Origin of the sequence: Burkholderia sp. BCC0322, from assembly GCF_902833045.1 — a bacterium.
Classification (GTDB): Bacteria; Pseudomonadota; Gammaproteobacteria; order Burkholderiales; family Burkholderiaceae; genus Burkholderia.
Window position 1 is genome coordinate 658,155 of sequence record NZ_CADFDU010000002.1, and the last position, 22,280, is coordinate 680,434.

At 67.5% G+C, this 22,280-nt stretch carries 23 protein-coding genes and 1 tRNA gene; 7 read left to right on the forward strand and 17 right to left on the reverse strand.

The genetic code is table 11. The features are described from left to right. Positions 1 to 60: 60 nt before the first annotated feature. Positions 61 to 1,002, reverse strand: coding sequence for a ribosome small subunit-dependent GTPase A (rsgA, locus tag HWX39_RS09110; protein ID WP_175967160.1), 942 nt, complete (start codon positions 1,000 to 1,002; stop codon positions 61 to 63). Next, complete coding sequence (locus HWX39_RS09115; protein ID WP_175967162.1) at positions 999 to 2,258, reverse strand: M48 family metallopeptidase; 1,260 nt, start codon at positions 2,256 to 2,258, stop codon at positions 999 to 1,001. The genes rsgA and HWX39_RS09115 overlap by 4 nt, the downstream gene beginning before the upstream one ends. Before the next feature lie 117 nt (positions 2,259 to 2,375). Between HWX39_RS09115 and orn the strand changes: the two genes are divergently transcribed. Further along, positions 2,376 to 2,996 (forward strand): oligoribonuclease, encoded by a 621-nt coding sequence (gene orn / locus HWX39_RS09120; protein WP_175951690.1) that lies wholly within the window; start codon positions 2,376 to 2,378, stop codon positions 2,994 to 2,996. Positions 2,997 to 3,012: 16 nt separating this feature from the next. Here the strand turns inward: orn and mog are convergent, their stop codons facing one another. Then, entirely contained in the window at positions 3,013 to 3,630 is a 618-nt protein-coding gene (gene mog, locus HWX39_RS09125; RefSeq protein ID WP_175967165.1) for a molybdopterin adenylyltransferase, read from the reverse strand. After that, positions 3,614 to 4,216 carry a ribosome biogenesis factor YjgA gene (yjgA, locus tag HWX39_RS09130; protein WP_279613070.1) on the reverse strand — a complete coding sequence of 201 codons (603 nt, stop codon included), beginning with the start codon at positions 4,214 to 4,216 and terminating at the stop codon, positions 3,614 to 3,616. The genes mog and yjgA overlap by 17 nt, the downstream gene beginning before the upstream one ends. Positions 4,217 to 4,343: 127 nt before the next feature. On the opposite strand from yjgA, the gene pmbA reads away from it, so the two are divergent. Then, on the forward strand, positions 4,344 to 5,714 hold the full coding sequence (gene pmbA / locus HWX39_RS09135; protein ID WP_011351368.1) for a metalloprotease PmbA: 1,371 nt from the start codon (positions 4,344 to 4,346) through the stop codon (positions 5,712 to 5,714). An 83-nt stretch (positions 5,715 to 5,797) separates the two neighbouring features. Here pmbA and HWX39_RS09140 read toward each other — a convergent pair whose 3' ends face one another. Both HWX39_RS09140 and HWX39_RS09145 read right to left on the reverse strand, forming a co-directional pair. Beyond that, positions 5,798 to 6,298, reverse strand: a complete 501-nt coding sequence (locus HWX39_RS09140) for a dihydrofolate reductase (RefSeq protein WP_069247452.1) — start codon at positions 6,296 to 6,298, stop codon at positions 5,798 to 5,800. Between the two features lie 277 nt (positions 6,299 to 6,575). Continuing rightward, positions 6,576 to 6,899: a hypothetical protein gene (locus tag HWX39_RS09145; protein WP_175967167.1), complete on the reverse strand. Its 324-nt coding sequence runs from the start codon at positions 6,897 to 6,899 to the stop codon at positions 6,576 to 6,578. A 502-nt stretch (positions 6,900 to 7,401) separates the two neighbouring features. Between HWX39_RS09145 and HWX39_RS09150 the strand changes: the two genes are divergently transcribed. Further along, positions 7,402 to 8,799 carry a sigma-54 dependent transcriptional regulator gene (locus tag HWX39_RS09150; RefSeq protein WP_175035625.1) on the forward strand — a complete coding sequence of 466 codons (1,398 nt, stop codon included), beginning with the start codon at positions 7,402 to 7,404 and terminating at the stop codon, positions 8,797 to 8,799. A gap of 41 nt (positions 8,800 to 8,840) precedes the next feature. Further along, positions 8,841 to 9,812 carry a thymidylate synthase gene (locus tag HWX39_RS09155; RefSeq protein ID WP_175967169.1) on the forward strand — a complete coding sequence of 324 codons (972 nt, stop codon included), beginning with the start codon at positions 8,841 to 8,843 and terminating at the stop codon, positions 9,810 to 9,812. Between the two features lie 100 nt (positions 9,813 to 9,912). On the opposite strand, the gene HWX39_RS09160 is transcribed toward HWX39_RS09155, so the two are convergent. Beyond that, complete coding sequence (locus HWX39_RS09160; RefSeq protein WP_175967172.1) at positions 9,913 to 12,462, reverse strand: DUF6600 domain-containing protein; 2,550 nt, start codon at positions 12,460 to 12,462, stop codon at positions 9,913 to 9,915. Between the two features lie 162 nt (positions 12,463 to 12,624). After that, complete coding sequence (locus HWX39_RS09165) at positions 12,625 to 13,332, reverse strand: helix-turn-helix transcriptional regulator (protein ID WP_046545220.1); 708 nt, start codon at positions 13,330 to 13,332, stop codon at positions 12,625 to 12,627. Between the two features lie 195 nt (positions 13,333 to 13,527). Between HWX39_RS09165 and HWX39_RS09170 the strand changes: the two genes are divergently transcribed. After that, a complete protein-coding gene (locus HWX39_RS09170) occupies positions 13,528 to 13,668 on the forward strand; it encodes a hypothetical protein (protein WP_163008963.1) in 141 nt (46 codons plus the stop codon). A gap of 130 nt (positions 13,669 to 13,798) precedes the next feature. Then, on the forward strand, positions 13,799 to 14,311 hold the full coding sequence (locus HWX39_RS09175) for an acyl-CoA thioesterase (protein ID WP_039370920.1): 513 nt from the start codon (positions 13,799 to 13,801) through the stop codon (positions 14,309 to 14,311). 44 nt (positions 14,312 to 14,355) lie between these two features. On the opposite strand, the gene fumC is transcribed toward HWX39_RS09175, so the two are convergent. From fumC to HWX39_RS09190, 3 genes are all read right to left on the reverse strand, one after another. Next, entirely contained in the window at positions 14,356 to 15,750 is a 1,395-nt protein-coding gene (gene fumC, locus HWX39_RS09180) for a class II fumarate hydratase (protein ID WP_047850516.1), read from the reverse strand. 155 nt (positions 15,751 to 15,905) lie between these two features. Then, positions 15,906 to 17,294, reverse strand: a complete 1,389-nt coding sequence (norM, locus tag HWX39_RS09185) for a multidrug efflux MATE transporter NorM (protein WP_175967174.1) — start codon at positions 17,292 to 17,294, stop codon at positions 15,906 to 15,908. Positions 17,295 to 17,429: 135 nt separating this feature from the next. Continuing rightward, the gene (locus HWX39_RS09190; protein WP_006486208.1) at positions 17,430 to 17,648 is read right to left on the reverse strand and encodes an RNA-binding S4 domain-containing protein; all 219 of its coding nucleotides are present in this window, start codon (positions 17,646 to 17,648) and stop codon (positions 17,430 to 17,432) included. 270 nt (positions 17,649 to 17,918) lie between these two features. On the opposite strand from HWX39_RS09190, the gene HWX39_RS09195 reads away from it, so the two are divergent. After that, complete coding sequence (locus HWX39_RS09195; protein WP_175967176.1) at positions 17,919 to 18,320, forward strand: hypothetical protein; 402 nt, start codon at positions 17,919 to 17,921, stop codon at positions 18,318 to 18,320. A gap of 123 nt (positions 18,321 to 18,443) precedes the next feature. Here the strand turns inward: HWX39_RS09195 and HWX39_RS09200 are convergent, their stop codons facing one another. The 6 genes from HWX39_RS09200 to HWX39_RS09225 all read right to left on the reverse strand — a co-directional run bounded on the left by HWX39_RS09200 (position 18,444) and on the right by HWX39_RS09225 (position 22,255). Then, positions 18,444 to 19,226 carry a DUF4088 family protein gene (locus tag HWX39_RS09200; protein ID WP_175967179.1) on the reverse strand — a complete coding sequence of 261 codons (783 nt, stop codon included), beginning with the start codon at positions 19,224 to 19,226 and terminating at the stop codon, positions 18,444 to 18,446. 161 nt (positions 19,227 to 19,387) lie between these two features. Next, positions 19,388 to 19,726, reverse strand: coding sequence for an AzlD domain-containing protein (locus tag HWX39_RS09205; RefSeq protein WP_175967181.1), 339 nt, complete (start codon positions 19,724 to 19,726; stop codon positions 19,388 to 19,390). Beyond that, on the reverse strand, positions 19,723 to 20,490 hold the full coding sequence (locus HWX39_RS09210; protein ID WP_175967183.1) for an AzlC family ABC transporter permease: 768 nt from the start codon (positions 20,488 to 20,490) through the stop codon (positions 19,723 to 19,725). The genes HWX39_RS09205 and HWX39_RS09210 overlap by 4 nt, the downstream gene beginning before the upstream one ends. 122 nt (positions 20,491 to 20,612) lie before the next feature. Next, positions 20,613 to 21,512 (reverse strand): AraC family transcriptional regulator, encoded by a 900-nt coding sequence (locus HWX39_RS09215; protein WP_175967185.1) that lies wholly within the window; start codon positions 21,510 to 21,512, stop codon positions 20,613 to 20,615. Positions 21,513 to 21,574: 62 nt separating this feature from the next. Then, positions 21,575 to 22,060, reverse strand: a complete 486-nt coding sequence (locus HWX39_RS09220) for a CreA family protein (RefSeq protein WP_011351383.1) — start codon at positions 22,058 to 22,060, stop codon at positions 21,575 to 21,577. A 119-nt stretch (positions 22,061 to 22,179) separates the two neighbouring features. Beyond that, positions 22,180 to 22,255, reverse strand: a tRNA-Asn gene (locus HWX39_RS09225). Positions 22,256 to 22,280: the final 25 nt, after the last annotated feature.

A 22,280-nucleotide genomic window follows, 5' to 3' on the forward strand; every position in this document is an offset into this window, starting at 1 on the left:
TCCTGTCGGTGAAAGCCGGCCCGCATGGCACCGGCTGGCCGCCGCGCGCGTGCCGCGCGATCAGCGGACGATCTGGCTCGCTTCGTGCACGAGCTGCGCGTACAGCGCGTGCCGCGACGTCGCGATACGGCCGTCTGCGACAGCTTCGAGAATCGCGCAGCCGGGTTCGTGCAGATGATGGCAATTATAGAAACGGCAGTCGGCGAGCAGCGGCCGGAACTCCGGGAAGGCGCGCTCGAGACGGCCTTCCGTCAGGTGGTAGAGGCCGAATTCCTGGAAGCCAGGTGAATCGATCAGCGCGCCGCCGCCGTCCAATGGATAGAGGCGCGTGAACGTCGTCGTGTGACGCCCGCTGTTGAGCGCGGCCGAAATCTCGCGCGTGGCGGCTTCGGCATCGGGAACGAGCAGGTTCACGAGCGTCGACTTGCCCATCCCGGACTGGCCGAGCAGGATCGTCGAATGCCCGGCAAGGTGCGGCATCAGTTGCGCGCGCGCGTCGTCGGGCGAGCCCTTCACCGACAGCTCGAGCACGTCGTAGCCAAGGGCGCGGTAGGGCGCGAGGCGCTCGCGCGCGACCGGCAGCGCGGCTTCGACGTCGATCTTGTTCAGCACGACGAGCGGCTTCAGCTCGTTTGCCTCGGCGGCGATCAGCGCGCGGCCGAGCAAGTCCTCGCTGAAGTAGGGCTCGGTCGCGAGCACGATCAGCAACTGGTCGAGGTTGGCGGCGAACAGCTTCGACTTGAACTGGTCGGAACGGTACAGCAGGTTGCGCCGCTCGCCGATCTCCACGACGACGCCCTGGTCGGCCGACGCGAGTTCGTACGCGACACGGTCGCCGACCGCGATATCGCTCTTCTTTCCGCGCGGGAAGCATTGCAGCATCGGGCCGCCATCGTCGGGCGCGACGATGTAGTGGCGCCCGTGCGCCGCGATCACGCGGCCTTCGGCACGTTGCGCGCCCGACGCGCGCGGGGCCGGCTTGCGGGAGGTCGGCCGGCTCATGCGTGCTGCATCAGGCGGTCGATCCGCTGCGACGCGGGCGGATGCGAGTAGTAGAAGGCCGTGTAGACGGGGTCGGGCGTCAGCGTCGACGCGTTGTCCTCATAGAGCTTCACGAGTGCGCTGACGAGATCCTGCGCGTCGGTCTGGCTGGCCGCGAATGCGTCGGCCTCGAATTCGTGCTTGCGCGACGTGAGGCTGCCGAACGGCGTCGCGAAGAACAGGAACACGGGAATCGCGAGGAAGAACAGCACGAGTGCGGCACCCGCGTTGCTCGTGTCGAGCGACGGCGTGACGCCGAGCCCCGTGTAGAACCACGTGCGTTGCGCGAGCCAGCCGAGCAGCGCGAGCAGCACGAGGCTCAGCACGAACGATACGAGCATCCGCTTCATCACGTGGCGGCGCTTGAAGTGGCCGAGTTCGTGCGCGAGCACGGCCTCGATTTCCTGGCCGGACAGGCGCGCGAGCAGCGTGTCGAAGAACACGATCCGCTTCGACGCGCCGAAGCCCGTGAAGTACGCGTTGCCGTGCGCGGAGCGGCGGCTGCCGTCCATCACGAACAGCCCCTTCGCCGCAAAGCCGCAGCGCTTCATCAGCGACTCGATGCGCGCGCGCAGCGCGTCGTCCTTCAGCGGCTCGAACTTGTTGAAGATCGGTGCGATGAAGGTCGGGTAGATCAGCAGAACGAGCAACTGGAATGCTACCCAGACGATCCAGGTCCACAGCCACCACAGGCTGCCGGCCTGGTTCATCAGCCACAGCACGACGAACAGCAGCGGCAGGCCGAGCGCGGCGCCGAGCAGAGAGTTTTTCAGCATGTCGGTGAAAAACAGCCGCTTCGTCATCCGGTTGAAGCCGAAACGCTGTTCGATCCCGAACTGGCGGTAATACTCGAACGGGACGTCGATGACGCTCGTGATCACGAGCACCGCCGCGACGAGCGCGACCTGCTGCCCGTAGCCGCGGCCGAGCCAGCCGGTGAGCAGCGTGTCGAGCGCGCCGACGCCGCCGAGCAGCGTGAGGCCGACCAGCACGGCCGCGCTGACGACGATCTCGAGCATTGTCAGCCGGGTGCGCTCAACCGTATAGTCGGCCGCGCGCTGGTGGGCGGTCAGCGGGATGGTTGCGCTGAATTGCGCGGGGACGACGTTGCGGTGCGCTGCGACGAAGCGGATCTGCCGCGACGCGAGCCACAGCTTGGTGACGACCATCGCGAGCACGGCGAGCGCGAACAGCAGGGTGAACGAAAAGGGTGACATCGAAGGCGCCAAAGGGTTCTATGCGAGAATTATATGTTCTTGCGGACCGGCCCCGCTGATGCGATGCCGGCCGCCCGGCCGGCGCCGCGCGCCGTCCGCCATTTTCCAGGATGACTCATGACCGATACCGCCGCTTCCACCAGCCAGCCCGCGCTCGTGCGCAACGAGTTGAACCTCGTCTGGCTCGACATGGAGATGACGGGCCTCGACCCGGATAACGACCGCATCATCGAGATCGCGGTCGTCGTGACCAATTCCACGCTCGACATCGCCGTCGAAGGCCCGGTGTTCGCGATCCACCAGAGCGACGAAACGCTCGCAAAGATGGACGACTGGAACAAGTCGACACACGGCCGTTCGGGCCTGATCGACCGCGTGCGCGCGTCGACCGTGACCGAAGCGGAAGCCGCCGAGCAACTGCAGGCGTTCCTCGCGCAGTACGTGTCGCCCGGCAAGTCGCCGATGTGCGGCAACTCGATCTGCCAGGACCGCCGCTTCATGGCGCGCTGGATGCCCGAATTCGAGCGGTTCTTCCACTACCGCAACCTCGATGTCAGCACGCTCAAGGAGCTGTGCCGACGCTGGCAGCCCGCGATCTACAAGGGTTTCCAGAAGCGGGCGATGCATACGGCGCTCGCGGACATCCACGAGTCGATCGACGAGCTGAAGTACTACCGCGAGCATTTCCTGATTCCGGCCACGTCTGCTTCGGCAGGCGAGTCTGCGCCGGCCGCCTGAGCGGGCCGGCACACGCTCAGCGCGGGGCGCGCTGAGCGCTTTTCGGCCGGAACGCCGCGACCACCGCGGCGTCGGTCTCGATGTACGGGCCGCCGATCAGGTCGATGCAGTAGGGTACCGCGGCGAAGATGCCGGGCACGGTCGACTTGCCGTCGGCATCGCGCAGCCCTTCGAGCGTTTCCCGTATCGACTTCGGCTGGCCTGGCAGGTTGATGATCAGCGCCGCATGGTCGGCCGTCTCGCGGATCACCGCGACCTGCCGCGACAGGATCGCGGTCGGCACGAAATTCAGGCTGATCTGCCGCATCTGTTCGCCGAATCCCGGCATCTCCTTCGTCGCCACGGCCAGCGTGGCCTCGGGCGTCACGTCGCGGCGCGCGGGGCCCGTTCCACCCGTCGTCAGCACGAGGTCGCACCCCGCGACGTCGACGAGCTCGGTGAGCGTGGCGGAGATCGTGGGTGCATCGTCCTGGATCAGGCGCGTTTCGGCGCGCCACGGCGACACCAGCACGCCGGCGAGCCACTCCTGCAGCGCCGGAATGCCCTTGTCTTCGTAGACGCCCGTGCTCGCGCGGTCGCTGATCGACACGAGGCCGACGACGAGTTCGTCCGGATGGTTAGGCTTCGTCGTCATGGTCGTCTCCGGCGTCGTCCGCCGCTTCGTCGTCCGCATTGGACGTGCCGCCAGCAGTCTTGATCCACTGGAACAGCTCGCGGAAATAGCGCGGCGGCTTGCCTTGCTGCGCTTCCTTGCGTGCGTTGCGGATCAGCGTGCGGCCTTCCTGGATATCGGCTTCCGGGTGCTGGCGCAGGAATTCGGTCAGCGCGTCGTCGCTGGCGAGCAACTGTTCGCGCGTGCGTTCGATCCAGTGCAGGCGGGCAGTTGCGGCCTTGTTCACGCCGCGCTGCGCGTCGAGTGCGGTACGCAGCGCGGCCGTTTCGTCGTCGGTCAGCGAGCGCATCACGCGGCCGACGTACTGGAGCTGGCGGCGCTTGCCTTCGTGATCGGTGATCCGGCGTGCCTCGCGAACGGCGTCCGCGAGACTTTCGGGCATCGGCATGCGCTTGAGGGCGTCTTTCGGCAGATCGACGAGCGCCTGGCCGAGCACCTGCAACTCGTGCATCTCGCGTTTCAACTGGGATTTGCTGGGCCGATCGTAGCCATTGTCGTCGTCTTCGACGGCATGCTCGATCGGCTGGATTCGGGTTTTGCGTGTCATGGGTGGCATTGTATCGCGCCGCGGACACCCCAAGCTTGTCGGTGTCCGGCCCCGGACCTTGCTATGATCGCGGGATACGCAATATTTTGAACATGCGGGCGCCCGCCCGCCACCGGATATCAAGACGATGGCAGCCAATCTCGACGTACAAGCGCGCTATTTCCCGCACACGCAGGACCAGCTCAAAGAAATCGCCTCGGACATCCTTCGCCATGCGAAGGCGCTCGGCGCGACGGACGCCGCGACCGAAATCTCCGAGGGCGACGGCCTGTCGGTGTCGGTGCGCCGCGGCGAAGTCGAAACGATCGAGCACAACCGCGACAAGATGGTCGGCGTGACCGTGTTCATCGGCAAGAAGCGCGGCAACGCGAGCACGTCGGATTTCTCGCCGGGCGCGATCAAGGATACCGTCGCCGCCGCGTACAACATCGCGCGCTTCACGGCCGAGGACGAGGCGGCCGGCCTGGCCGAGGCCGAACTGCTCGAAACCGACCCGCGTGACCTCGATCTGTACCATCCGTGGGCGCTGACGGCCGACGAGGCCGTCGAGCTCGCCCGCCGCGCGGAAGACGCCGCATTCGCGGTCAGCCCGCAGATCCGCAATTCGGAAGGCGCGAGCGTGTCGGCCCAGCATTCGCAGTTCGTGCTGGCCACGTCGCGCGGCTTCCTGTCCGGCTACCCGTACTCGCGTCACTACATCGCATGCGCGCCGATCGCGGGCAGCGGCCGTCACATGCAGCGCGACGACTGGTATTCGTCGAAGCGCAGCGCGATCGATCTCGCGGCGCCCGAAGCGGTGGGCCGTTACGCGGCCGAGCGTGCACTTGCACGGATGGGCGCGCGCCGCCTCGACACCCGCAAGGTGCCCGTGCTGTTCGAGGCGCCGCTCGCGGCCGGCCTGCTCGGCGCATTCGTGCAGGCGGTAAGCGGCGGCGCACTGTACCGCAAGACGTCGTTCCTCGTCGACAGCCTCGGCAAGCCGGTGTTCGCACCGCACATCCAGGTCGTCGAGGATCCGCACGTGCCGCGTGCGATGGGTAGCGCGCCGTTCGACGAGGAAGGCGTGCGCACGCGTGCGCGCAGCGTCGTCAAGGATGGCGTGGTCGAAGGCTATTTCCTGTCGACCTATTCGGCACGCAAGCTCGGCACGCAGACCACCGGCAACGCGGGCGGCTCACACAACCTCGCGCTGCGCAGTTCGAACACGCAGGCGGGCGACGATTTCGACGCGATGCTGAAGAAGCTCGGCACGGGCCTGTTGCTGACCGAGCTGATGGGGCAGGGCGTGAACTACGTGACGGGTGACTATTCGCGCGGTGCGGCGGGCTTCTGGGTCGAGAATGGCGTGATCCAGTATCCGGTCGAGGAAATCACCGTCGCGAGCACGCTGCAGGAAATGTTCCGGCATATCGTCGCGATCGGCGCCGATTCGATCGTGCGCGGCACGAAGGAAACGGGCTCGGTGCTGATCGAGCAGATGACGATCGCCGGGCAGTAAGCGGCGCGCGGCTTCGGCCGCCATCAAACGAAAAAGCCCGACCGGTATGAGCCGGTCGGGCTTTTTTCATTGTGCGTGATGCGTCAGCCGCGCTTGCGCTCGTAGACGACGAACGCATAGCCGAACGTATTCGGCGCGGCCGCCTGATGCGCATCGCGCGACACTTCCTGCCACTGCGCGGCGTCGGGCGCCGGGAACGAGGCGTCACCGTCGAAGTCGGCATCGATCTCGGTGACGACCAGCTTGTCGGCGAGTGCGAGACCTTCCGTGTAGAGCTGCGCGCCGCCAATCAGGAACGCCTCGGGCACGCCGTCGCGCGCGGCGAGCGCCAGCGCATCGGCGAGCGACGTGACCGTGTCGCAGCCGTCGAAGCGACGCGTCGCGTCGCGCGTGACGACGATATTGCGGCGGCCCGGCAGCGGCCGGCCGATCGACTCGTGGGTCTTGCGGCCCATCACGATCGGTGCGCCCATCGTCGTGCGCTTGAAGAAGGCGAGATCCTCGGGAAGTTTCCAGGGCAACTGGTTGTCGCGGCCGATGATGCCATTGCGGGCACGCGCGACGATCAGGGTCAACGTCGTCATGAAGGTCGGGGAAAGGAAAACCGGAATGGCGCCGATTTTACCGGAACGGCGACGCGCGCCGGTTCCGGGGGCGCGCATCCACTTTTCTGCATTGCGCGCCGCGCCGCGCCGCTCGACGCAATGCTTCGCGGCGACGGAATGAATAAAAAGCGTGCCCGCCGGGGGACGGAGCACAAAACGGTTCCGTGTTGCGAGATCGTCGATGTCGGCCTCTGGTCGATGCTGTTCGGGCCGCTCAAATCAATATGTGATCCTTACAAATGGGTCGGCTTGCACATCACTGATGCGTACTGCCTTGCGCGGTGCCTTCCATCGCGTGCTGCGCGTCGCCCGGCTGCGGTACCGGAAGTGGCATCGGCAATTGAGGCGGCGGAATCTCGTCCCACAGCGTCACCGAAGTCCTGCCGGCCGGCAGCGGTTGTGGTGACGACACGGTCACGATACCGAACCCGTTGCCGTGCTGCATGCTCGGCGCGTTTGCTGCAAGCAGCATGGCGCGATCCGGGTTCGCGCTTTCGTCTGCGCGTACGAGCGTGGGCGGGGCGGCTGCCGCGACCGCAATGGCCATCGGCACGAAAGAAAGTAAAAGATGTTTTCGCATGGTCGCTGTCTCCGACGGTTTCCCTATTCAGCGAAATGCATGCCATCGTGCCGGGACCGTTGTCGAGACTGCGATTCGTGCTCGAGCGTTGCGAATTGTGTTGGAAAACGGCTGAAAATGTTTCAGGCCTGAAACGAGGGGGCTCGGGAATTCTGCGGATTCAATCGATACGCTGCAAGGACGAAAATCGTCGCAAGTGTTGATGACAGAACGTATCGCTGCGCAAGTGCTATGTGCAGACGATTGACATGCATCGACCTCCTGAGCGATACGGCCGCGTCGCTCGCCGCGCTGAAATCGGATTGTCGTATTCAGTGCCTATAACTAAGCTGTCTTGATCAAAATAACTGGACGCGAGATAAGCGCCATCATGCGAGGCGTTGTGATCGCCTCGTATCGGCATGGCGAATCGAGCCGCCTTCGGCTGACCCGATTCGATCCTTTTCGCACGTAACCTGACGTGCACGGCAATCGTTAGACGGTTGATGAACGGGGTGAGCATATGGGAGCCGATCAGCGGCACGTGATCTACTATTCGCGCGAACCGAACGACGCGTTGCGTGGCCATTTCGACGAATGCGGTTGGCGTGTCGATCTCGCGGAGACCGTGCGCGACGTACGACGTGTCGTGCAGCATGGCGTCGCAACGGCCGGGCTGCTCGATTTTTCGCCGGGCTTCAAGCCCTCCGACCTGCGCGAACTCGAATCCTGTCTGAGCATTCAGCACATCGGCTGGATCGCGGCGACGCGCCGCGGCCAGTTGCAGGACGCCACGCTGCGCCATCTCATTCGCGACTACTGTTTCGATTACGTGACGATGCCGTACGAGACGTCGCGGATCGTCGAGACCGTCGGTCATGCGCACGGGATGGTCGCGCTGACCGAACCCGTTGCGCCGCCCGTCGGCGCCGGACGCAGCGAAGGCGAAATGGTCGGGACCTGCGATGCGATGCTGGGGCTGTTCAGGACGATACGCCGCGTCGCGGCGACCGACGCGCCGGTGTTCATCTCCGGCGAATCGGGTACGGGCAAGGAACTGACGGCGGTCGCGATTCACGAACGTTCGTCGCGCGCGCAGGCGCCGTTCATCGCGATCAATTGCGGCGCGATCCCGTCGACATTGCTGCAGGCCGAACTGTTCGGCTATGAGCGCGGCGCGTTCACCGGCGCGAACCAGCGCAAGATCGGCCGCGTCGAGGCCGCCAACGGCGGCACGCTGTTTCTCGACGAGATCGGCGACTTGCCGCTCGAAAGCCAGGCAAGCCTGCTGCGCTTCCTGCAGGAAGGCAAGATCGAGCGGCTGGGTGCCCACGTGTCGGTGCCGGTCGACGTGCGCGTGATCTGCGCGACCCACGTGGACATGGAAGCTGCGCTGCGCGAAGGACGGTTCCGCGAGGACCTGTTCCATCGCCTGTGCGTGCTGAAGATCGAGGAGCCGCCGCTGCGCGCGCGCGGCAAGGACATCGAGGTGCTCGCGCGCCACATGCTCGAGCGTTTCAAGGGCGATGCGCATCGTCGCCTGCGCGGCTTTTCCCCCGATGCGGTCGCGTCGCTGTACGGCTATTCGTGGCCGGGCAACGTGCGCGAGCTGATCAATCGCGTGCGCCGCGCGATCGTCATGTCGGAGGGCCGGATGATCACCGCGGCCGATCTCGAGCTGAACGACTTCGCGACGCTCGCACCCGTGTCGCTGCTGGAGGCGCGCGAGGCGGCCGAACGGCAGGCGATCGAGCAGGCGCTGTTGCGCCATCGTGGCCGATTCGCGGATGCCGCGCGCGAACTCGGCGTGTCGCGCGTCACGCTCTACCGGCTGATGTGCGCACACGGCATGCGCGATCGCGGCGACACGCTGGCAGGGTTTTCGGCGCCGTTGCCGGAGCTTCCGCATCACGCTTGCTAAAATTGGCGGGTACGGCCGCCCTCGCGGCCGAAGGAACCCGCATGAAACAGTATCTCGATCTCGTTCGTACCATTCTCGATACCGGCACCTGGCAGGAGAACCGCACGGGGATCCGCACCATCAGCATGCCGGGCGCGATGCTGCGCTTCGACCTGCAGCAAGGCTTCCCGGCCGTGACGACCAAGAAGCTCGCGTTCAAGTCCGCGATCGGCGAGCTGGTCGGCTTCCTGCGCGCGTCACGCAGCGCGGCCGATTTCCGCGCGCTCGGCTGCAAGGTGTGGGACGCGAACGCGAACGAGAACGCGCAATGGCTCGCAAACCCGTATCGCCAGGGCGTCGACGATCTGGGTGACGTGTACGGCGTGCAATGGCGCCAGTGGCCGGGCTACAAGGTGCTCGACGCGGGTGCCGACGCGCAGATCGCCGATGCGACGCGCCGCGGCTTCCGGATCGTTACGCGTTTCGACGAGGACGGCGCACCGAAGGTGCTGCTGTACAAGGCGATCGACCAGTTGCGCCAGTGCCTGGACACGATCATGGAGAACCCGGCCGACCGCCGCATCCTGTTTCACGCGTGGAATCCGGCCGTGCTCGACCAGATCGCGCTGCCCGCGTGCCATCTGCTGTACCAGTTCCTGCCGAATGCGACGAAGCGCGAAATCTCGCTGTGCCTGTACATCCGCAGCAACGACGTCGGCCTCGGCACGCCGTTCAACCTGACGGAAGGGGCCGCACTGCTGTCGCTCGTCGGCCGGCTGACGGGCTACACGCCGCGCTGGTTCACGTACTTCATCGGCGACGCGCACATCTACGAGAACCAGCTCGACATGCTGCAGCGCCAGCTCACGCGCGAGCCGTATGACAGCCCGCGGCTCGAGATTGCGGAGCGGGTACCGGAATACGCGAAGACGGGCGTCTACGCGCCCGAGTGGCTGGAGCAGATCGAGCCGTCCGATTTCTCGCTCGTCGGCTACCGCCACCACGAGCCGCTGACCGCGCCGATGGCGGTTTGATCGCGACCCGGGCCGCGCGGATGCATCGATCCGCGCCCCACCGGAAAAAGGCCCGACCGGCATCAGCCGGTCGGGCCTTTTTGTTTCACGTTTGCGGCACTTACTGGCGATGCCGCTCTTCGTGACCGCCTTGCGGCGGGCTGCTCGGGTGTGGCGCCTCGACGTGCGGCGCCGGTTGCGGCCGCGGTTCCACGTGCGGTGCGGGCGTCGACGGGCGCGGTTCCATGCGTGGTGCCGGTTGCGGTCGCGGCTCCATACGCGGCGCGGGTTGTGGCCGCGGCTCCATGCGCGGCATGTCATGCACGGCGAGCGCCGGCGGACGGTACTCGTTCACACGTGGCGGCGCGACTTCGCGATGCGGCGCCGGTTGCGCGAATTCGGGGCGAGGTTGCGGCGCAGGTGCCGCCCGTTCCGGTTGCGGTTGCCCATGCTGGGCCGGCGTCGGGAAATCGGGGCGCGGACGCGGCTGCGGAATCTGCGCGGTGTTGTCCAGCCGCGGTTGCGGCAGCGCGCGCGGCGCTTCGTTCCGGTCGCCGGGCTGCGTGCCCAGCGGAGTCGGCATGCCTTCCGGATGCGGCACCGCTGCGCTGCGCACGGGCGGTAGCGCATTCTGTCCCGCCGCGTGGAGCGCGGTCGGCGGAGCAGGGCGCTGACGTTCCATCGGCGTGTGCGGCTGCATCCACGCGGGCGACGGTGCCTCGGTTGCGTGTGCGTTGCCGATGCCCGCCGGACCGTTGTTCGCTACCGGCGGATGCGGGACGCCGTTGCCGGGCCCGACTGCCTGATGCGGCATCGGGTTGCCGGGGGCCTGCGGCATGCCGCCGGTGGCGAAACGCGGTGCGTTGGGGTTTTCGCCGTTCGCCGGCCGCGCGACATTCGGCATGCCCGGTATCGGCGCTCCCGGCCGCCCGGCCTGCACGGCGGCCGGCTGGCCATCGCGAGGCGCTCGAGCCGGTTGCACGACGGGGCCGTGCGGATTCACGAGCTGCACGTTGTGCATCGCCCATGCGCCGCCGCCCGGCTTGCCCGGAATGCGGATCGGGCGAGCCGTATAGTCGGCCGGCACATTCGTTTTCACGACGGGGGCGCCGGCGCCCGGTACGCGCCCGCCTTGCTGCGCGAGGTGGGCTGCGGCCTGGTCGCGATACGCGGCCGGCACGGCGGGATTGCGCGTCGCGATGTACGGGTGCTGAGCAATCGCCGCAGGCGGACGGTAGCTCGCGTTGCGCAGCCCGCCAGTAAAGCTCTGGCGCACCGGCGCAATGCCCGGTGTCCCCGGCGTGACGTGCGCGTTGCGCCATTGCTGCGGATCGACGTGCTGCGAGAAGTGCGCGACCGGCTGGCCGTGCACGAACGCGGAGGCCGGTACGGCCGTGATCGCGTGCGGCGCGCGGAAGTTCACGTATGTCTTGTTGATGTTGGTGATGTTGGTGATGTTCGTCACGTTCACGGTCTTGTTCACGTTGACGTTGTTCACCACGATGTTGCGGTTCACGCGGTCGTAGTAGTGCGGGCTCCAGCCGCCCCAGCCGGGATGCCACGGTTCGCCCGGGCCGAGCGCGAACCACGCGCAGCCGGCCGCGGCGACGCCGCCCACTGTGAGCGCGACGCTCCAGTCGGGGCCGCCGCCACCGCCCACGAACGCGACGAGCGCCGGCGCATAGACTGGCGGCTGGCTGACGACCAGCGGGCCCGGTACCCACGCCCAGCGATCGTCCACGTATGCCCAGCGGCCGTAGTGATACGGCGCGAAACCCCACGGCGCGTCGTCGACCCACGTCCAGCCCCACGGCGCCTGCCAGATCCAGTGGCCGTCGTGGTACGGCGCCCAGTCTGCCGGCGTGTCGTTCGGCACCCATACCTGGCCGTAATTCGGGGTTTCGCGCCACGTGCCGTTCGCGTCGAGATCCTGGTAGCCGGGAATGTCGCGGGACACATAGCGGGCCGACACCGAACGCTCTTCGGCTGCGTCGCGGCTGGCGGCCCACTGGTCGAGCGGATCGGGGCCCGGGGCGGCGGATTGCTGCGCGACCTGCAGGTCGGTGCCCGTGAACGTGACCTGCTGCCGGGGCGACAGCGGGTACTGGCCATTGCTGCCGTAGACGGTTGCACTGCCGCTGCGCACCGTGACCGTCGTGCTCGCGCCGTTCGGCGCGACGTCGACGCGATAGTCGCCGGGGCCCGTGATGCCGAGCGCGAGATTGGGCGTGTCGATTTCGTACGATCCGCCGGCAGGCAGATCGCGCACGTGCGTCGACACGGTGCCGAGCCCCACTTTCAGCTGGGTCGTCGTGTCGTCGAGGTTCAGCACGGACAAACTCGTCGACTCGCCGAGCCGTACCGCGGTCGAGCCGATGTGCAGTTCCGAACGCGCTCCGGCATCGTTCCAGAGCTGGTCGCCGGTCGTCAGCGGCCGGTTTACGGCGGCATACGACCACGTATCGGTGCCGGCCGGCTCGGTCGTCACGGCGCCCGACAGGTAATTGAGTCGCGCGACACGGCTGGGCGGATCGCCGCCCGGTTGCCGTGCTGCTGCCGCATAGGGCGGGGCGCCGGCCGATTGCGCGAATGCGGGGGGCAGTGCCGCAAGCGCGATGAACGCGAGCAGCGTGCAGCGGGCGGTTCGCTTGAGCGTGAACAGGGTGGCCATGGTGAGCGTCTTCGTCATTATCGCGGCGCGTCGATTCGTGCCGCTGAGTTCACAATATCCGCTCGGCCTGTTTCAATGCTCGGTGTTTTGTAAGGCGAATGGCACACGATGTAACAAAACCTGTCGATCGTGCGCCGTTGTCGCGCAGATGCAATGCTGGCGTCAAGCGGACGTAAGCCACCCGTCGAAAACCTGCTGTCCGGGCACGGTGACGCGCAGGACGCGAGGCCGTGCCGCGCGTTCGATCCAGCCGTGCGCGCAGAAGCTCTCGAGCAGCGCTGCGCCGAGTGCGCCGCCGAGATGCGAGCGCCGCTCGCTCCAGTCGAGACAGCCGCACGCGAAGCGGCGCCGGCGCGTGCGCTGCTGCGCGACGTCGATGCCCCATTGCGCGAGCGCCTGGGTGCCGAGTTCGGTGGTCTCGATCGCATCACCGTCGGCCAGCAGCCAGCCGCGCGCGGTGAGCCCGTCGAAGATGCGCACCGCGAGTTCGCCGGCCATGTGGTCGTAGCAGGTGCGCGCATAGCGCAGTTCGGCCGGGACCGTGCGGGACGGCGCCGGAACCGGGCGATGCGGCGCAGCCGCGCGGGCGACGTTCGCGAGCGCCTCGAGCGACGCCGCGATGTCGGCCGACGCGATCCGGTAGTAGCGATGCCGGCCGCGCACGTCGAGCGCGAGCAGGCCGCCTTCGGTCAAGCGCGCGAGGTGGGCGCTTGCAGCGGACGGCGACAGCCCCGCGATCATCGTCAGTTCGCCTGCCGGTCTCGCGCTGCCGTCCATCAGCACCCACAGCATCGCGGCGCGTCCGGGGTCGGCGATCAGTGAGCCAATGCGGCTCAGGCCCGGAAAGTGGTGGTCGTCTTGGTCGGTCATCGTCGTGTCTCGTCAGGCGGGATGATCTTCAGTGTAGTGGGCGCGCGCATTCGATGTTTCGCTTTTGGCTGAAATGTCGGATGCAGCGGCGCGGGCCCGTCGATGCGGCGGAACCGCGCTGCGGCCGCTTGCGGCGCGCGCGTAGAATGGCCGAAAGCGGCCGCAGCGGGCGGCCGCACGTGACACGATGCAACGATGAAGACGATTTTCTGTTTGCTGGCGGCCGCACTCGTTTGCGCGGCCTGTGCGCAGGGCGGTGCGGGTGCGGCCGGCGAACGCGGCGGCAGCATCGAGATGTACGGAACGATCGACCAGGGCATCACGGTGCGCCGCTGACCGGAGCCGGCCGTGCGCGCGCCGGGCACCGCTCCGGCAGCCGCGCCATACGGGGCGCCCCGCGGCGCGTTGCCGCAGTGCAACGTATAATGGCCCGATTACAGCGCCCCTGCCGCCTGGAGCCAACAAGATGTCCCAACCGTCCCCCGTACCGGCCGCCCTCGATCGCACCGAAACCGTATTTCGCTTCCTCGCCGAGCCGTCGTCGGTGAACTTCGGCGGCAAGGTGCATGGCGGCGCGCTGATGAAGTGGATCGACGAGGTCGCCTATGCATGCGCGGCCGTCTGGTCGAGCCGCTATTGCGTGACGGTCAGCGTCGGCAACATCCGTTTCCAGCGTCCGATCATGGTCGGCAATCTGGTCGAGCTGAAGGCGCGCGTCGTTGCGACGGGCCGCACCAGCATGCACATTCATGTGTCCGTGCATGCCGGCGATCCGAAAGGCGGCATGCTGCGCCAGACAACCGATTGCCTCGTCGTGTTCGTCGCCGTCGACGAGAACGGCAACCCGGTGCCGGTGCCGCCGTTCGTGCCCGAGACCGATGAACAGAAGGTGCTCGCGAAATATGCGGCCGACGTGCGGGCCGCGCTCGACAAGATCGTCGAGATGAAACCGGAAGAGGTCGCGAAGGGCGCGGTCTGACCGCCGCGGGCGCCGCGCATCGCGCCGCGCCCGTCGTCCTGCCGTTACTGCGACCCGATCATCTGCTCGGGACGTACCCACGCATCGAATTCCGCCTCGGTCAGGTAGCCGAGCGCGAGCGCGGCCGCCTTCAGCGTCGTGCCTTCCTTGTGCGCCTTCTTCGCGATCTGCGCCGACTTGTCGTAGCCGATGTGCGGATTGAGCGCCGTCACGAGCATCAGCGATTCGTTCAGCAGCAGGTCGATCCGCGAACGGTTCGGCTCGATGCCCACCGCGCAGTGGTCGTTGAAGCTCTGCGCGCCGTCGGCGAGCAGCCGCACCGACTGCAGCACGTTGTGCGCGATCATCGGCCGGAACACGTTCAGCTCGAAATTGCCGCTCGCGCCGCCGACGTTGACCGCGACGTCGTTGCCGAACACCTGGCAGCACAGCATCGTCACGGCTTCGGACTGCGTCGGGTTCACCTTGCCCGGCATGATCGAGCTGCCCGGCTCGTTTTCAGGAATCGACAGCTCGCCGAGCCCGCAGCGCGGCCCGCTCGCGAGCCAGCGCACGTCGTTCGCGATCTTCATCAGGCCGGCCGCAACCGTCTTCAGCGCGCCGTGCGCGAACACCAGCGCGTCGGCGGCGGCCATCACCTCGAACTTGCTCGGCGCCGTCACGAACGGCAGTTTCGCGAGCCGGCCGATTTCATCGGCGACGCGCACGGCGAACTCCGGATGCGCGTTCAGTCCCGTGCCGACCGCGGTGCCGCCGAGCGCGAGTTCATACAGGTGCGGCAGCGCCGATTCGACGTGACGGATGCCCTGGTCGAGCTGCGCAACGTAGCCGGAAAACTCCTGGCCGAGCGTGAGCGGCGTCGCGTCCTGCAGGTGCGTGCGGCCGATCTTCACGATGTCGGCGAACGCCTTCGACTTCGCGTCGAGCGTCGTGCGCAGCGTGCGCAGCGCCGGCAGCAGGTGGTTGACGATCGCGTACGCGGCCGCGACGTGCATGGCGGTCGGGAACACGTCGTTCGACGACTGGCCGCGGTTCACGTCGTCGTTCGGATGAACCTTGCGCGCTTCGCCGCGCTCGCCGCCCATCAGCTCGCTCGCGCGGTTCGCGATCACCTCGTTGAGGTTCATGTTGGTCTGCGTGCCCGAGCCCGTCTGCCACACGGCGAGCGGGAATTCACGCGGATGCTTGCCGGCGATGATTTCGTCGGCCGCGTCGATGATCGCGCGCGCCTTGTCGTCGGCCAGCACGCCGAGCGACTGGTTCACGGCCGCTGCGGCGCGCTTGACGATCGCGAGCGCGTGGATCAGCTCGGGCGACTGCTTCTCGGTCGAGATCCGGAAATTCTGCAGCGAGCGTTCGGTCTGCGCGCCCCAGAGCCGGTCGGCCGGCACGGCGATCTCGCCAAACGTATCGCGTTCCATCCGAACTGCTTCGTTCATGATCCACTCCTCCAGGAAAGGGGAAAGGCCACGCGTCGTCGCGCGGCATCAGACGTAACCAGACGTATCGTGAGGCGGTCGCGCCGCTCGCGCGGCGTCTTGGGGGCTTCAGCCGACTAGCATAGCGCCGGCTCGGATTTCGTGTCTTGTCGCGCTCAGCGCGATGACGTCACGAGCGACGCGCTCTTCAGATGGAAGCGCCATGCCATCAGCACGGCCACGCTTGCGAGGCCGGCCGCGAGGCCCCACCAGAGGCCGCGGGCGCCGAGGCCCACGTGGAAAGCGAACCAGTAGCCGGTCGGAAAGCCGATGCCCCAGTAGCCGAGGGTCGCCGCGAGCATCGGGATGCGCGTGTCCTTCAGGCCGCGCAGCGCACCCGACCCGACAGTCTGAGCGCCGTCGACGATCTGGAACACCGCGGCGATGCCGAGCAGCGACGCGGCGAGCGACACGGTGGCCGCGTTGGCGGGATCGTCGAGGTTCAGGTACAGGCCGACGATCGCATGCGGCGCGACGACCAGCACGATGCCCGACAGCGTCATGAACGCGACACCGAGGCCGAGTGCGACGAAGCCCGCATGCCGCGCGGCGACGGGTGCCCCGGCGCCGACCCAGTAACCGACCCGCACGTTGGCGGCCTGGCCGATCGCGAGCGGCACCATGAACGCCACCGACGCGACGTTCAGCGCGATCTGGTGGGCGGCCAATGACGTCGCGCCGAGGACGCCGATCGTCAGGCCGGTCGCGAGGAACAGCGTCGACTCGACCCCGTACGTGATCGCGACGGGCCAGCCGATGCCGATCAGTTCGCCCATCATCGGCAGCTTCGGGCGCGCGGCGGTGACGAAATGACGGAAGCGTTGCCGGCCGTGCAGCAGCCAGATCAGTGCGAGCGCGGTGAGCCAGATCGTGATCGTCGTCGCGACCGCCGAACCGAGGAAGCCGAGGCGCGGCAGCCCGAACGCGCCGTGGATCAGCCCGTAGTTCAGTACGCCGTTGACGCCGACGCCGCCGATCGACACCCACAGCAGCCGGCGCGCTGCGCCGATCGCCGGCAGGAATGCGCGCATCAGCCCGACGCCGATCAGGCTGCCGAGCGCGGCGAAGCGCAGGATGCCCGTGTATTCGCCGACGTGATGGGCGAGCAATGGCGGCTCGTGGAACATCAGCAGGATCGGTTCGGACAGCGACAGCGCGATGATGGCCGGAATCGCGAGCAGCACGGACAGCGCGAAGCCGGTCCAGTAGATGTGCGGGACGCGCTCGTCGGCCTTCGCGCCGCGCGCGTGCGCGACGCTGACGCTGACCGACGACAGCACGCCTTGCAGCACGGTCACGATGACGAAGAAGAAGTTCGCGCCGAGTCCGCCCGCCGCGAGCGAATCGGGGCCGAGCGAGCCGAGCAGCACGGTGTCGGTGACGCTCATCGCCATCTGCGACAACTGTGCGATCGCGAGCGGCGCTGCGAGGCGCGCGGTATCGGCGGCGTGACTGGACAGGGATGGCGGCGCGGCAGCCGTCCGCGTAAGACCGGAATGCGACATGGAATGGGCGCTCGCGCGGGTGCGGGCCCGCGCTATATGTATTTATTTTGAGAGAGGGCTAGCTTACGGCTTTATTCGAACCGTGTCGAACGCGCGCGCCGATGGCCATGTCGCAGGCAGGGGGAACCGTCGGCCCTAGGCTTCGCGCACGGCAATGCGCGTATCGCCGAGCAGGACGACCTGGCCCGCGCGGATCTTGCAGGTCTTGCGCAGTTCGACCGCGCCGTCGACTTTCACCGCGCCGGACGCGACGATCAGCTTCGCGGTGCCGCCGCTGTCCGCGAGGCCGGTGATCTTGAGAAGGTTATGCAGCTCGACGTATTCGCCGGTCAGCGTGAAATCCAGGTTGGGCATGACGAAGAGGGGGCGCAATGCGCGGGAGGAGTCGCCCCGCATCATACGGCACCGCGGGCCGGTGCGCGAGCGCGGCCGGCTGCCGCACGTAGTTGTTAGGGAGTGTGAGCCATTCGTCAGCAAATGAAACGGTGGGTAACAGTCTGAGAGATTCGAGAACCGGCCGCGCGGGCCGCGGGTCTTTTGTCGTACCTGCTGCGTATTGCGGCGGGGGACGCAACGGGCCGCATCGCTGCGGTCCGGGCTCACGACTTCCTGAGGAGAATTGCCATGTCCAAGATTCGTACGATGCTGATCGGTGCCGCACTGACGGCGTTCGCCACTTCGGCCGCATTTGCCCAGACGGGCGCGGCGGTGCAGGGCGCAGCCGGTGCCGGCGTGCAGGCGCAGACGCCGGCTGCGGGCGCCGGTGCCGGCATGCAGGGTAGTGCGGGCGCGAACGCGCCGGGCAATGCGGTCGGCGGTGCAACCGATGCGGTCGGTGCGGCAGCCGATGGCGCGAAGGATACGGCGTCGTCGGCCGTCCACTCGGCCAAGAAGCACACGAAGCACGCTGCGAAGTCGACCAAGAGCCATGTCGGCTCGGCCAAGGCGAAGGCCGGCGAAGCGACCGAAGGCGGCGCATCGGTCGGCGCGGAGGGCGGTGCGTCGGCCCAGGGCGCCATGCAGTAAGCAGTGCCGGGCGCCGCGCGACGTTCGTCCACGACGGTGTGTCGCGACGGCGGTCATCCGGCGGCCCGGTTCGCGTTGCGCAAGTCGGGCCGCTTTCATGTGTCGATGCGATCGGGCGCGCCGTTACGGCCGCCGTTGGCTTTGCCCTTGTCCCTGACCCTGCGCCGGCCGCGCGGCGGCCGGGGTGAATACGCTGCGCAGCCACGCGGCGAGGCGGGCGAAGACGTCGTAAGGTTCCTCGACGAAGATCTCCGGCTTCAGCAGCCGCAGGTATTCCATGATCTGCTGCGCCTCCTGTTTCTGGAACGAGCCGTGCGCGAGCCCGAGCCGCAGCAGTCCGCGCAGCTCGCCGAGCTTGTCGCGCGCAGTGCTGCCGACGCTCATCTCGCACGCGAGCTTGGCCTCGTAGATCCGTTGTCGCAGCGATTCCGCGAGTCGCCATGCAGGCGTCTGCATCAGTTCCTCGAGCGCCTGGATGTCTTGCGCCGCCCCCTTGATCTGCGATGCGAGCGGATCGATCAGCGACGGGTCGCCCTGCGCTTCGGCGACGATCGCCTTCGCCCAGTCGCGGCAAGCCTTCGCGAGTTCGTCGGGGGTCCATTCGGAGCGTGACGCGAAGCCGAATCCGAATTCGCCGGCCTGCCGCATCAGGATCGCGACGACGTCCGGAAATTCCTTGTCGAGCGTGCGTTTTGCCCATGCGTACTGACCGCCCTGCAGCATCCGCTGTACCGCGTGCTCGGTCAGCGGCACCATGTTGTCGAGCAGTTTGGCGCGCAGGAAATCCTCGAACGACGGCGTCGCGAACTGCGGGTCGAGTTTCAGCGACACGCGGACGAACGCGTCATAGTCCTTGCGCAGGGACTCGAGCGTGTCGTCTTTGAGGGAAAGGGTGATCTGGCCCATGAATCGTCTCGATGGCGGCCCGCGCAAGCCGGCGGCCGGCGCGGCGCACCGGGACGGGCGCCGCGTCGACTGACCGGTGCGCGCCGAGGCCGGTGGCGGGTCTTCATTTCTTATATCGGCGTGCCGTACGGAAACTTGAGCGCGCGTGACCGAGCGTGTACTCAGGCGGGTAGCCAGTGGGGCAGCACGACCCCTTGCCAGAAAAAGAACACCGCGAGCCCTGCCGCGATCGTCACGAGCGGGCGGCGGGTGGCTGCCGATACGAGCACGGCAGCGAGCGCGCCGACGAGCTGTGGATTGCGCCAGGTCAGTTCGGCCGTGCCGCCGTGCGGCGAGACGGTCATCGGCACGATGATCGCGGTCAGCACGGTGACGGGCACGAAGCCGAGCGCGGTCCGCACGAGCGGCGGGAAGGTCAGCCGTTCGCCAAACAGAAACAGCGTCGAGCGGATCGCGTAGGTGATGGCGGCCATCCCGAGAATCAGCAGCGCGTAGCTCACGATGCAGCCTCCGTGCGCGAGCCGGCGCGCGTGCGTTCGTGCAGCAGCGTGAGTGCGACGCCGATCGCGACGCCGGCGGCGACCGCACCGAGCAGCCCGAGCTTGTACGGCCAGCCCTGCCAGAAGTATGCGAGCGTGCCGGCCGTCACGGCTGCCGCAAAATAGCGCAGGGTGCCGAGTTGCGGGACGACGATCGCGATGAAGGTCGCCGCCATCGCGAAATCGAGACCGAGCGTCTGCAGGCCTGGAAATGCCGCGCCGAAGCCGATCCCCGCGAGTGTCCAGACCTGCCAGTTCAGGTACATCGCAAGCCCCGAGCCGAAGAAGTAGTGGGGGCCGATCGCGCCCGGCGGGAAATGCCGGTAGTGCGCATAGGCAACCGCGAACACCTCGTCGGTCATCAGTGCGCCGAGCGTCGCACGCCAGCGCAGCGGCAGGTGTGCGACATAGGGCGCGAGCGTCGCGCTGTACAGCAGGTGACGCAGGTTCACGATCAGCGTGGTCGCGAGTACGACGGCGAAGCTCGCGCTGCCCGCGATCAGGCCCAGCGCGATGAACTGCGCGGAGCCCGCGAATACGGCGAGCGACATCAGCGCGCCATGCCAGGCGGCGAGCGGGCCGCCGCCAACGAGCGTGCCGAAAATCACGCCGAACGGGGCGGCGCCAATCATCATCGGGATCGTGTCGCGCGCGCCGTCGAGCCATTCGTTCAATGGGCGGCGGGCAGGCGATACGGGTGTCGGGTTCAAAGGGGGCTTCTCCATGAACGGGAGGATAGCGGGCAGGGGGTGTGCCGGCTTGTATGTTCTTGCGCTCGCAGGATCGGGGCGGTGCTTGCCCGCCTGCCGGCGCCGACGGTATCGCGGGGCCGGCCGGACGCTACACGTCAGCTCGCCTGCCAGCGCCCGGGCGGCACGCCGAACATGCGCTTGAAATGCCGCGTGAAGTGGCTTTGGTCGACGAAGCCGCTGGCCGCCGCGACGTCGGCGACGGGCACGCCCGCGCGCAGCGGCGCCAGTGCGCGCTGCAAGCGCAACTGGTTGCGCCAGGCATGCGGCGGCATGCCGGTCGTGCGGGTGAACAGGCGCGCCGCGTGGAACGGTGACAGGCCGGCGGCCTGCGCGACTTCGTCGAGCGTCACCGTGCACGTGAGATCGGCGGCGAGCCGCTCGCGCATCGCGCCGACGCGCGGCTCGTCCGCCGCGAGCGGCGCCGGTCGCGGCAGTGCGTCGGCATGGCGCACGATCAGCATCGACAACGCGTCGAGCATCGCCGTTTCGGCGGCGAGCGGATCGTAGATGCGCGGCGCGCCGCTCGCCGGATCATCAGCCGGCTGCCCGTGCGCCTGCGACGGCAGTGTGCGCTCGCTGCCGGCCTCCATCATCCGGTGCGCCAGCGTGAGCCTGGTCGCCAGATCGGCGTCGCGAATCACGTCGGGTGCGAACCACGGCGCGTCCTGCGGGCGGCCTGCGATCGCACTGGTGAGTTCGCGGATGAATTCGACCGGCATGTAGCTGACGCGATAGCACCAGCCCTCGTCGGCCGCGCGCGAACCCGTATGCACTTCGCCGGGATTGATCACGGGTACGGAGCCGGTTTCGGCGACATAGCCGCTGCCGCGATAGGTAAAGCGTTCCGCGCCTTCGAGAATCACGGGGATCGTGTACGCGTCGTGCCAGTGGGGGGCGAACGTGTGATCGCGATAGGTGGCCGTGACGAGATCCGCATCCGGCAGCAGCGGCGTGCGCCAGTAGCGTGCGGAGTCGGGAAGGCGGGTGGCGGACATGATCGGGCGCGGAAGCGGTCGAATCGACAGTGTATCGCTCGCGCGCCCGGCAGGCGCGGGCTTTACTTGACCGGAATCGTCGTGCCGGCCGGCATCGGTACCGCGGTGACGGCGTTCTTCGGGCTGCCACTGACGATGCGGTCGCTATAGGTCAGGTAGACGATCGTGTTGCGCTTGGCGTCGACCACGCGCACGACGTGCAGGGTCTTGAAGATGAACGACATGCGCTCGCTGAACACGTCGGTCTGCTGCTTGAGCGGTTCCTTGAAGCTGATCGGTCCGACCTGGCGGCATGCGATCGACGCTTCGCTCGGATCCTCGGCGACGCCGAGCGTGCCCTTGATCCCGCCGGTGCGGGCGCGCGACACGTAGCAGGTCACGCCGTTCACGACCGGATCGTCATACGCCTCGACGACCACGCGATCGGAGCCCGTGACGCGGAAATGGGTGTTGACGCTGCCGACCTCCTCTGCGTGCGCGAGCGGTGCGGCGGCGAACGCGGAAAGCAGGAGGGCGAAGGGGGCTGAACGGAGGAGGCGGTGCTTCATCGATGGAACCGGATGCGAATGCGGGACAGAGACTCTAGCATGCGCGCGACCGGGTGACGAAAGTCGAAAGGCGGGCCGGAAAAACAAAAGGCCCGTCGATTGACGGGCCTTTCGCTATTTGGCTCCCCGACCTGGGCTCGAACCAGGGACCTACGGATTAACAGTCCGGCGCTCTACCGACTGAGCTATCGGGGAATAAATCGGTACATCTGCATGCTTG

What these genes read in the sequence shown, in the direction of transcription:
- HWX39_RS09160 (WP_175967172.1), bottom strand. Translation starts at nt 12,462, where the DNA reads ATGGCCACCCTGTTCACGCTCAAGCGAACCGCCCGCTGCACGCTGCTC.
- HWX39_RS09115 (WP_175967162.1), bottom strand. Translation starts at nt 2,258, where the DNA reads ATGTCACCCTTTTCGTTCACCCTGCTGTTCGCGCTCGCCGTGCTCGCG.
- yjgA (WP_279613070.1), bottom strand. Translation starts at nt 4,216, where the DNA reads ATGACACGCAAAACCCGAATCCAGCCGATCGAGCATGCCGTCGAAGAC.
- HWX39_RS09165 (WP_046545220.1), bottom strand. Translation starts at nt 13,332, where the DNA reads ATGACCGACCAAGACGACCACCACTTTCCGGGCCTGAGCCGCATTGGC.
- HWX39_RS09190 (WP_006486208.1), bottom strand. Translation starts at nt 17,648, where the DNA reads ATGCCCAACCTGGATTTCACGCTGACCGGCGAATACGTCGAGCTGCAT.
- rsgA (WP_175967160.1), bottom strand. Translation starts at nt 1,002, where the DNA reads ATGAGCCGGCCGACCTCCCGCAAGCCGGCCCCGCGCGCGTCGGGCGCG.
- HWX39_RS09210 (WP_175967183.1), bottom strand. Translation starts at nt 20,490, where the DNA reads ATGGAGAAGCCCCCTTTGAACCCGACACCCGTATCGCCTGCCCGCCGC.
- orn (WP_175951690.1), top strand. Translation starts at nt 2,376, where the DNA reads ATGACCGATACCGCCGCTTCCACCAGCCAGCCCGCGCTCGTGCGCAAC.
- HWX39_RS09195 (WP_175967176.1), top strand. Translation starts at nt 17,919, where the DNA reads ATGTCCAAGATTCGTACGATGCTGATCGGTGCCGCACTGACGGCGTTC.
- fumC (WP_047850516.1), bottom strand. Translation starts at nt 15,750, where the DNA reads ATGAACGAAGCAGTTCGGATGGAACGCGATACGTTTGGCGAGATCGCC.
- HWX39_RS09170 (WP_163008963.1), top strand. Translation starts at nt 13,528, where the DNA reads ATGAAGACGATTTTCTGTTTGCTGGCGGCCGCACTCGTTTGCGCGGCC.
- HWX39_RS09175 (WP_039370920.1), top strand. Translation starts at nt 13,799, where the DNA reads ATGTCCCAACCGTCCCCCGTACCGGCCGCCCTCGATCGCACCGAAACC.
- pmbA (WP_011351368.1), top strand. Translation starts at nt 4,344, where the DNA reads ATGGCAGCCAATCTCGACGTACAAGCGCGCTATTTCCCGCACACGCAG.
- HWX39_RS09200 (WP_175967179.1), bottom strand. Translation starts at nt 19,226, where the DNA reads ATGGGCCAGATCACCCTTTCCCTCAAAGACGACACGCTCGAGTCCCTG.
- HWX39_RS09155 (WP_175967169.1), top strand. Translation starts at nt 8,841, where the DNA reads ATGAAACAGTATCTCGATCTCGTTCGTACCATTCTCGATACCGGCACC.
- norM (WP_175967174.1), bottom strand. Translation starts at nt 17,294, where the DNA reads ATGTCGCATTCCGGTCTTACGCGGACGGCTGCCGCGCCGCCATCCCTG.
- HWX39_RS09215 (WP_175967185.1), bottom strand. Translation starts at nt 21,512, where the DNA reads ATGTCCGCCACCCGCCTTCCCGACTCCGCACGCTACTGGCGCACGCCG.
- mog (WP_175967165.1), bottom strand. Translation starts at nt 3,630, where the DNA reads ATGACGACGAAGCCTAACCATCCGGACGAACTCGTCGTCGGCCTCGTG.
- HWX39_RS09220 (WP_011351383.1), bottom strand. Translation starts at nt 22,060, where the DNA reads ATGAAGCACCGCCTCCTCCGTTCAGCCCCCTTCGCCCTCCTGCTTTCC.
- HWX39_RS09150 (WP_175035625.1), top strand. Translation starts at nt 7,402, where the DNA reads ATGGGAGCCGATCAGCGGCACGTGATCTACTATTCGCGCGAACCGAAC.
- HWX39_RS09145 (WP_175967167.1), bottom strand. Translation starts at nt 6,899, where the DNA reads ATGCGAAAACATCTTTTACTTTCTTTCGTGCCGATGGCCATTGCGGTC.
- HWX39_RS09140 (WP_069247452.1), bottom strand. Translation starts at nt 6,298, where the DNA reads ATGACGACGTTGACCCTGATCGTCGCGCGTGCCCGCAATGGCATCATC.